Genomic DNA, 1,152 nt, shown 5'->3' with positions numbered 1-1,152 from the left:
TTTCTAAGGGTCGACTAATTAGATTTATTGATAAAATTGATTATCTTAGGAGGGTGGATAATATAAACACATCCTTTCTAAATTTAATATGATTTTTATGAAAGAAAGACCTCTCTTACTTTTATTCCTTTCTATGTTTTCTTGTCTGGCTTCTGCGCAGAATGCTCCTGTAAATCTTTCAGAAGTTGGTTTTGAAAAAGAAGAATTGCTTTTCATTACTTCAGAGGCGATGAAAACTTTTTCTGCGGAAGCTAAATCCTCATCTGTAAGAAATAATTCCGAAGTCTTTATAAGTCAGGTAGGAGATGCGAATATTGTAAACACTGCTGTTTCCTCTGAAAATGTGAGGATGGATCTGCGACAGCAGGGAAGCTCAAACGATATGCAAATGAAGGTGTTGGCAAACAATGTCAGTTATAATGTTCAACAGAGGGGCAATTACAATAATCTCTTTGATTTTACTTCTGTGCCATCACAATCTGCTATCTTAAATTTAGAACAACAAGGAAATGATCTCCATGTAGAGAAATACGGTACAAATTCTATTACTAATAAACTCGAATTTAAGGTTGCTGGAGATTATAAATCTCTAATTATAAGAAGTTACCAATAGATGGTATTAATGTTAGGGAAGTTTCTCTCTCTGTTCTTTATTCTGGATGGATGCCTTTATACTCTCAGATCTTAATTCTGAAGTTGAGGCGGTTATCAATATAAATGATTCTAACAGTATATTTACGACATTGTGGGCTGGAAAAAATATTACCGGGGGGCTACTCAAGGCCTGCGTACGAGCTTTAACTTATTCTTCTAAAAATGCACTAAGCAAAATAGAATTCCTTAGAAAAGTTGGTGGCGAAACCTTCTGTTTATTATAATCTTGATAGATCTAACGAATTTCAGGTTACTTCCGAATTCCTGTAAATGGCTACAATCTTGAAAAGATAGAATTTTCATGAGCTATTGATGGAATTTCCCTCATATATTTAAACTTTGGCAGCCTGTATAGCGTAAATGCCACTGGTGATGTAGCTCAAAAGTTATTTCTGGTATAGACGGTGCCCTGGGAGGTATAGATTTGTCAATTGATCACCGCACCTTACTTTTTACACGTGATGTTTCGGAATATGAGAGGGATAATGACCGTCAGCT

Annotated in this window: 1 protein-coding gene; it reads left to right on the top strand. The window is 35.3% G+C overall.

What is annotated here, in order from left to right; all coding sequences use genetic code 11:
* Positions 1-97: 97 nt before the first annotated feature.
* A complete protein-coding gene (locus RM529_RS17435; RefSeq protein ID WP_311486010.1) occupies positions 98-613 on the top strand; it encodes a hypothetical protein in 516 nt (171 codons plus the stop codon).
* Positions 614-1,152: the final 539 nt, after the last annotated feature.

The sequence above is a fragment of the Autumnicola edwardsiae genome, from assembly GCF_031846505.1.
GTDB classification, from domain to species: domain Bacteria; phylum Bacteroidota; class Bacteroidia; order Flavobacteriales; family Flavobacteriaceae; genus Autumnicola; species Autumnicola edwardsiae.
This window is presented reverse-complemented; position numbering and strand designations above follow the sequence as displayed.

Coding starts and splice junctions, on each gene's coding strand:
- RM529_RS17435 (WP_311486010.1), top strand. CDS start 98: ATGAAAGAAAGACCTCTCTTACTTTTATTCCTTTCTATGTTTTCTTGT.